Here is a 6,265-nt window from a genome sequence, read left to right on the forward strand (position 1 = left end):
AACAAACAGAATGCTATCGCTGCATAGTTGAACAGTGATGTTCAGCAGTGTTCAGCGTAAATGTATCAGCATGGGCAAAGTTGTCATCATTGGGGCGGGGCTGGCCGGCTTGGCTTGCGCCAAAGTGCTGAGCCAGGCGGGGTGGAGGGATGTCCTGGTTCTGGAAAAAAGCGACGGCCCTGGGGGGCGGGTGCGTACCGACAAGGTGGATGGCTTTCGCCTGGATCGCGGCTTTCAGGTGCTGTTCACCGCCTATCCCAAAGTGCGACAGCATTTGGATCTGGGCAAGCTCGATCCCCGTCCCTACCGGCCCGGCGCTATTTTGGCTCAACCCGGTCGCTGCTGGCTGTTGGGGGATCCCCTACGGGATCTGTCCAGCCTTCTCCCCTCTTTGCTCAACCCCTTGGCCAGCTTTGGGGACAAGCTCAAGGTGCTGCAATTGCGATCCGAGCTGGCGCGCCGCAGCCCGGAGCAGGTTTTTCAAGAAGGGCTAGGGGGATCCGATTGCTCGCTGCGGGAGTTTCTGGAGCAGTACGGCTTTTCCCAACAGATCTGCCAGCACTTTTTCTACCCCTTTTTCCGCGGGATCCTTCTAGATCCGGATCTGGGCAGTAGCGCCCGCCTCTTTGCCTTTTATTTCAAGATGATGGCCGAGGGATCCATTGTCACCCCGGCCTTGGGCATGGGAGAACTGGCCCGACAACTGGCCGGTCACCTGTCCCCCGAACAGATTCGCTACCAAACCCCGGTGGAGCGCATCCTGGCAGAAGACGGGAAAGTGCGCGGGATCCGCACCGCCCAGGGCGAAGAGATCCCTGCCGAGTGGGTAGTCTGCGCCGTCGATGCTCCCCAAGCCCGAGCCTGGCAAGCCGAGCTGTACCCTCAAGCCCCCACCCCCATTCCCACCCAGGGGCGAGCGGTGACCTGTCTCTACTTCTGCGCCCCCTTTTCCCTCAGCCGCGGCGCCTACTTGTACCTCAACGCCACCGGCCAGGGCTGGATCAACCATTGGGTCCAACTTACCCGCATCAGCCCGGCGCTGGCTCCTCCTGGCCAACACCTGTATTCGGTGGTGGTGCTAGGGGATCCCCCCTTAGGTGACGAGGAGCTGGCCCAAGCCTGCCGAGCCGAGCTGCAAACTTACTTCCCCGTCGCGGCAGCGTCGCGTAGCGATAAAGCCCCCTTGGAGCAACTGCGCCTGCTGCGGGTGTACCGGATCCCTTTTGCCCAGTTTGTACAACCCCCCGGCTTTCAGCAGCATCTGGTTCCCACCTTTAGCGGCCTGCCGGGCCTCCTTTGGGCCGGGGAATACACCCACCAGAGCAGCCTCGAGGGATCCCTGCGCAGCGGCGAACAGGCAGCGGCGTGGATTCTCCAAAAATCGGCGTAAATCTGTACAAAGCAATACAGACTTTCTTAAGCCTATTCCCAGAACCAAAGCCGGGATCCCGTGGTATGAAGGGGGTGGACTTGGTTGCCCACAGGGATCCCTCCGCCATGCAAAACGCCACCCTTAGCCCAATCCCGCTCCTGCAGCGGTCGTTTGAGTTGGTAGGTCCCATCTACTGGCCGCTGCTGATCCTGGCCTCTCCAGGCTTTATTCTGGCCATCGTCACGGAGCTGACCCCACTTCTCGGGGGGATCCTCAACTTGGCCTATGGCCTGATTGGTGCGCCCATCCTGGCCGGGGCAGCCTTCTGGTTGGTGGATCAGCACTTGAAGCAGCGAACTCCCCCGCTGGGCAACAGCCTGGATCAGGCTGTCTCCAAGGCAGTGCCTCTGATATTCGGCAGCCTCCTGGTGGGGTTGATTTCCTTAGTCGGGATGATGTTATTCGTGCTTCCTGGAATCTACTGGGGAGTAAGGCTGGCTTTCACGCCCTGCGCAATTGTCCTGGAAGACAAAGGCACTACAGAAGGGTTGGGCTACAGTTGGAGCCTCGTCAAGGGCCGCTGGTGGGGAGCGTTTTGGGCACTTCTTATCTTTGGCCTCACGGTGGTTGTGGCATTTCTGGCCGGGAATTTCATCTTTGGCTTCACGGTAGGTGTGATTTCGGGTGTGATTTCGTCTTATGACGAGACTTTTGCTGAGAAAATTTTGGAAGTTGTGAATGTTGTGAGTGTGACTGTGGTTGGGAATGCTGCCGCCACGGCAGTTGCGCCTATCCTGAATGTCTACGTCGTGCTCCTGTTCCGATCCCTGCAACAATTGAAGGGGCAGGCGGCCTCCTGTTGGGGATAGCAAAAAGGGTGCTCCCCGTGCCTGGCTTTGAGATGAGAAGGGATCCCTTCTTGGGATTTCGGCTCAACCCGAGATGTCCTAGGTGAGATCCCGTGGTATGAAGGGAGTGGATCGGATTGCCCAGGAGGATCTCTCCGCCATGCACAACGCCACCCTTAACCCGATTCTGCTCTTGCGGCGGTCGTTTGAAGTCGTAGGCCCCATCTACTGGCCGCTGCTGATCCTGGCCTCTCCAGGCTTTATTCGGGCCATCGTCACGGAGCTGACCCCACTTCTCGGGGGGATCCTCCAACTGGCCTATGGCATTGTTGCACCGATCCTAGTTGGAGCAGCCTTGTGGCTGGTGGATCAGCACCTGAAGCGGCAAGCTCCCCTGCTGGGCAACAGCCTCAACCGAGCTGTCTCGAAGGCAGTGCCTCTAGTTCTGGGCACCCTCTTAGCAGCACTCCTCTCTTCCCTTGCCTCCATCTTTCTGATCATTCCAGGCATTTATGTAGGGGTTAAGCTGGCCCTCACACCTTGTGCCATTGCTCTAGAAAATCAAGGAACTACAGGAGGGCTGCGCTACAGTTGGAATCTCGTCAAAGGTCGTTGGTGGGGCGTGTTTTGGGCCCTTCTGGTCCTGGGCTTGATTCTTGGTTTTGCGGGTGGATTGATAGTTGGATTTGTCATAGTTGTGGCTGATGTTGGCGACTTTGGGGTGAGAATGGTTGCGGCTGCCGCTGCCACAGCCGTTGTGCCCATCTTCTGGGTCTATGTGGTTCTCCTGTTCCGATCCCTGCAACGATTGAAGGGGCAAGCAGCCTCCTAGTTTCCGCTTTTGCCCCCATTGGGGATAGCAAAAAGGGTGCTCCCCGTGCCTAGCTTTGAGATGAGAAGGGATCCCTTTTTGGGATTTCGGCTCAACCCAAGATGTCCTAGGTGAGATCCCGTGGTATGAAGGGGGTGGACTGGGCTGCCCACGAGGATCCCTCTGCCATGCAAAGCGCCACCCTTAGCCCGATTCTGCTCTTGCGGCGGTCGTTTGAGTTGGTAGGTCCCATCTACTGGCCGCTGCTGATCCTGACCTCTTCTAGCCATATCGCGTTCTTCGTTGTAGGTCTGACCTCACCTTCCCTCGGGATGATCCTCTCCTTGCTCCTCCTGGCCTATGTCCTAGTCGGCGCGCCCATCTTGACAGGAGCAGCCTTTTGGCTGGTGGATCAGCACTTGAAGCAGCGAACTCCCTTGCTGGGCAATAGCTTGGATCAGGCTTTCTCTAAGGCAGTGCCTCTGATATTCGGCAGCCTCCTGGTGAATCTGATTTCCTCACTAGGGATGCAGCTGTTTGTGTTTCCCGGCATCTATTGCCGGGTAAGGCTAGCTTTCACCCTCTGCGCAATTGCCCTGGAGGACAAGGGTGCCACAGAAGGGTTGGGCTACAGTTGGAACCTGGTCAGGGGCCGTTGGTGGGGGGTGTTTTGGGCATTCCTGGTCGTGGTTTTGATCTTCGGCATCTCAATCCTGCTTTTGCCTTTTGTTGTGGCGATCTTGGGAGCTACCCTAGCTGCAGTTGTAACTGGGGGTAATACCGACATCATAGGACTTGCGCTTCTGGTTTGGGCGCCTGTGGTAGCTCTCTTAGCAGTTGTGGTCGGGTTTACCGCTTTCACGGCAGTCACGCCTATCTTCAATGTCTACACGGTGCTCCTGTTCCGATCCCTGCAGCAGCTGCAAGCGCAAGCAGCGTAGTTTGGCTTGCCCTCACCCCCAATCCTTCCCCCCTGGCGAGAGGGAAGTTGCAGTTGGCCTAGGGAGAAGGGCGCTCCAGGATCCCTCCCCCCAGCAGGAGATCCCCGTGGTACCAGACGGCGGCTTGGCCAGGAGTGACCCCAAACTGCGGCTCGGCAAACTGCAGCTTTACCCGCTCTGGCGATTCCGGGATCACCATGGCGGGCACTGGGGGGGTACGGTAGCGCACCTGAACCTCAACAGCCAAGGATGCCGTCGGCGCCGGGATAGAGACCCAGTTGACTTGGCTTACCCACGCTTCAGCCTGGGTAGCCTCCTCCCGTTCCCCCACGACAACGCGGTTCATGGCCGCATCGATGCGCACCACGTAAAGCGGACGGGAAGAGGCAATCCCCAACCCCTTGCGCTGGCCCACCGTGTAGTGGTGGATGCCCTCATGGGATCCCAGCACTCGCCCCTGGGTATCGACGATTTCCCCTGGCCTTTGCCCAAGGTACTGATCCAAAAAGCTCCGCATCGAGCCATAGGTTTCAATCAAGCAGAGATCCTGGCTTTCGGGCTTGTCGGCTGTAACCAGCCCGTAGCGGGCAGCCAACTGACGGGTTTGGGCCTTGGTGTACTCGCCCAAGGGGAAGAGGCTATGAGCTAGGTGCTCTTGGCTGAGGTCGTAGAGAAAATAGGACTGATCCTTCTGCCGATCTACCGCCCGCAGGAGTTGGTAACGTCCTAGCTCGGCGTTAAAGCGCACCCGTGCGTAGTGGCCGGTGGCCATCTGCGAGATGCCCAGCTTTTCGCGGGCATAGGCCAGCAGGGGGCCGAACTTCACCGTTTTGTTGCATTGGGAGCAGGGTAGAGGGGTAATGCCCTCCGCATAGCCGGCCACCAGATAGTCCACAATGTTGGCCTGAAACAGCTCGCGGCTATCCACCACATGGTGCGGGATCCCCAACTGCTCACAAATGGCTGCCGCATCCACCAAGCCTTCGGTACAGCACTGCCCCTTCCCCCTCATGAGCCAGAGGGTGACCCCCTCCACGGCGTAGCCCTGTTCCTGCAAAAGGGCCGCCACCGTAGAGCTATCCACACCCCCAGAAAGGGCCGCCACAATGCGGGGCCGCGACGGGGATGCAACAGGTGAAACCGATGAGTGGGGGCTGATAACCATTGAGACAAGGGATCCTAGGAAAAGAAAGGCTCAGCCGGAAACAGAGGAGGCCTCTCTCTGGGGATTGGGGAACCCGGAACAAGCTGAGCCGGGATCTTTACTTTAGCCTTCCTCAGAATTGGCTGGCCCGGATCCCTTCTCAGGGGTGGTTTCTGAGATGCCCCTTTGCCGCAAGCGCCGCAGCGAATCCAGAGCCGCCGCCGCAACGCTATCGTGGGGATCCCTGGCCAGGTAGTTGAGAGCAGAAACGCTCTTGGGGGAAGGCAAATTGCCCAGCGCTTGGGCCAGCCGCTGCCGCACCAGCCAGTCTTCCGATTGGGCAAACCGCAGGATGTGATCCAGGGCCCGCGGATCCCCCAATTCCCCCAAAGCCGCAATGGCCGCTTGCTGCAGCAACACCTCCGGCCCATCCAAGGCTCGCAGAAGCACCTCGTAAGCCCGCGGATCCTTCAAGTTCCCCAAGGCCACCGCGGCACTGAAGCGCACCAGCCATTCTACATCCTCGTAGAAAGCACGCACTAAAGCTTCAAAAGCCCGCGGATCTTCCAAGTAGCCCAGGGCACCTGCCGCGTCGGCGCGAATGCCATAATCCGGGTCTTGGGTGAGGATTTCCAGCAATTTGGGCAGACAGGCGTCCGTTTGCTTGATCCCCAGGGCAAAGACGGCAAAAGAGCGCACCTGCAGGTTCTCATCGTCGATGACCTGCAAAATCAGCGGCACCGCCTGCTCTGCCGGCACATCCCGCAACTGGGCCAAGGCCACCATCCGGTCCGCAGAACGCGGGCTGCGCAAGCGTTGAGCGATCTCCTGTAAACGGGCGGGGTTGGCGGGATCCAAAGCAGAGACAGTCATGGCGTTAACAAATATTTACAATCTTTCTTCAGTATGGCAAACGAGGCTGCGCTTGGACAGAGGCCGTCTTTGTCTGGCCCGGTCGGGATCTCTGGGGACATGGTGCCACTGTTTCGATCGACAAATCCTAGCACTGTTGTCGAGAAAAGCAGGTTGACTTGGCCCCATCACGAAGATTTTGGATATTTTGGTGGAGAGGATACGAGGCTGATACATTTACGCTGAACACTGCTGAACATCACTGTTCAACTATGCAGCGATAGCATTCTGTTTGTT

At 58.5% G+C, this 6,265-nt stretch carries 6 protein-coding genes; 4 read left to right on the forward strand and 2 right to left on the reverse strand.

Features of this window, described 5'->3' with window-relative positions:
• Positions 1 to 37 precede the first annotated feature (37 nt).
• From NW837_RS05625 to NW837_RS05640, 4 genes are all read left to right on the forward strand, one after another.
• Entirely contained in the window at positions 38 to 1,390 is a 1,353-nt protein-coding gene (locus NW837_RS05625; RefSeq protein WP_414329736.1) for an FAD-dependent oxidoreductase, read from the forward strand.
• A gap of 65 nt (positions 1,391 to 1,455) precedes the next feature.
• Positions 1,456 to 2,241, forward strand: coding sequence for a glycerophosphoryl diester phosphodiesterase membrane domain-containing protein (locus tag NW837_RS05630; RefSeq protein ID WP_414329737.1), 786 nt, complete (start codon positions 1,456 to 1,458; stop codon positions 2,239 to 2,241).
• A 97-nt stretch (positions 2,242 to 2,338) separates the two neighbouring features.
• Positions 2,339 to 3,052, forward strand: coding sequence for a hypothetical protein (locus NW837_RS05635; protein WP_414329739.1), 714 nt, complete (start codon positions 2,339 to 2,341; stop codon positions 3,050 to 3,052).
• Between the two features lie 125 nt (positions 3,053 to 3,177).
• Complete coding sequence (locus NW837_RS05640; protein ID WP_414329741.1) at positions 3,178 to 3,972, forward strand: glycerophosphoryl diester phosphodiesterase membrane domain-containing protein; 795 nt, start codon at positions 3,178 to 3,180, stop codon at positions 3,970 to 3,972.
• 58 nt (positions 3,973 to 4,030) lie between these two features.
• Here the strand turns inward: NW837_RS05640 and mnmA are convergent, their stop codons facing one another.
• Positions 4,031 to 5,137, reverse strand: coding sequence for a tRNA 2-thiouridine(34) synthase MnmA (gene mnmA / locus NW837_RS05645; protein WP_414329743.1), 1,107 nt, complete (start codon positions 5,135 to 5,137; stop codon positions 4,031 to 4,033).
• Positions 5,138 to 5,239: 102 nt separating this feature from the next.
• Positions 5,240 to 5,989 (reverse strand): HEAT repeat domain-containing protein, encoded by a 750-nt coding sequence (locus NW837_RS05650; protein WP_414329744.1) that lies wholly within the window; start codon positions 5,987 to 5,989, stop codon positions 5,240 to 5,242.
• Positions 5,990 to 6,265: the final 276 nt, after the last annotated feature.

This window comes from Synechococcus sp. R6-10 (assembly GCF_047461815.1).
Lineage (GTDB): Bacteria > Cyanobacteriota > Cyanobacteriia > Thermostichales > Thermostichaceae > Thermostichus.

Bases quoted from the DNA above. Each gene is read 5' to 3' on its own strand.
- NW837_RS05650 (WP_414329744.1), bottom strand. From the start codon at position 5,989: ATGACTGTCTCTGCTTTGGATCCCGCCAACCCCGCCCGTTTACAGGAG.
- NW837_RS05630 (WP_414329737.1), top strand. From the start codon at position 1,456: ATGAAGGGGGTGGACTTGGTTGCCCACAGGGATCCCTCCGCCATGCAA.
- NW837_RS05640 (WP_414329741.1), top strand. From the start codon at position 3,178: ATGAAGGGGGTGGACTGGGCTGCCCACGAGGATCCCTCTGCCATGCAA.
- NW837_RS05635 (WP_414329739.1), top strand. From the start codon at position 2,339: ATGAAGGGAGTGGATCGGATTGCCCAGGAGGATCTCTCCGCCATGCAC.
- mnmA (WP_414329743.1), bottom strand. From the start codon at position 5,137: ATGGTTATCAGCCCCCACTCATCGGTTTCACCTGTTGCATCCCCGTCG.
- NW837_RS05625 (WP_414329736.1), top strand. From the start codon at position 38: ATGTTCAGCAGTGTTCAGCGTAAATGTATCAGCATGGGCAAAGTTGTC.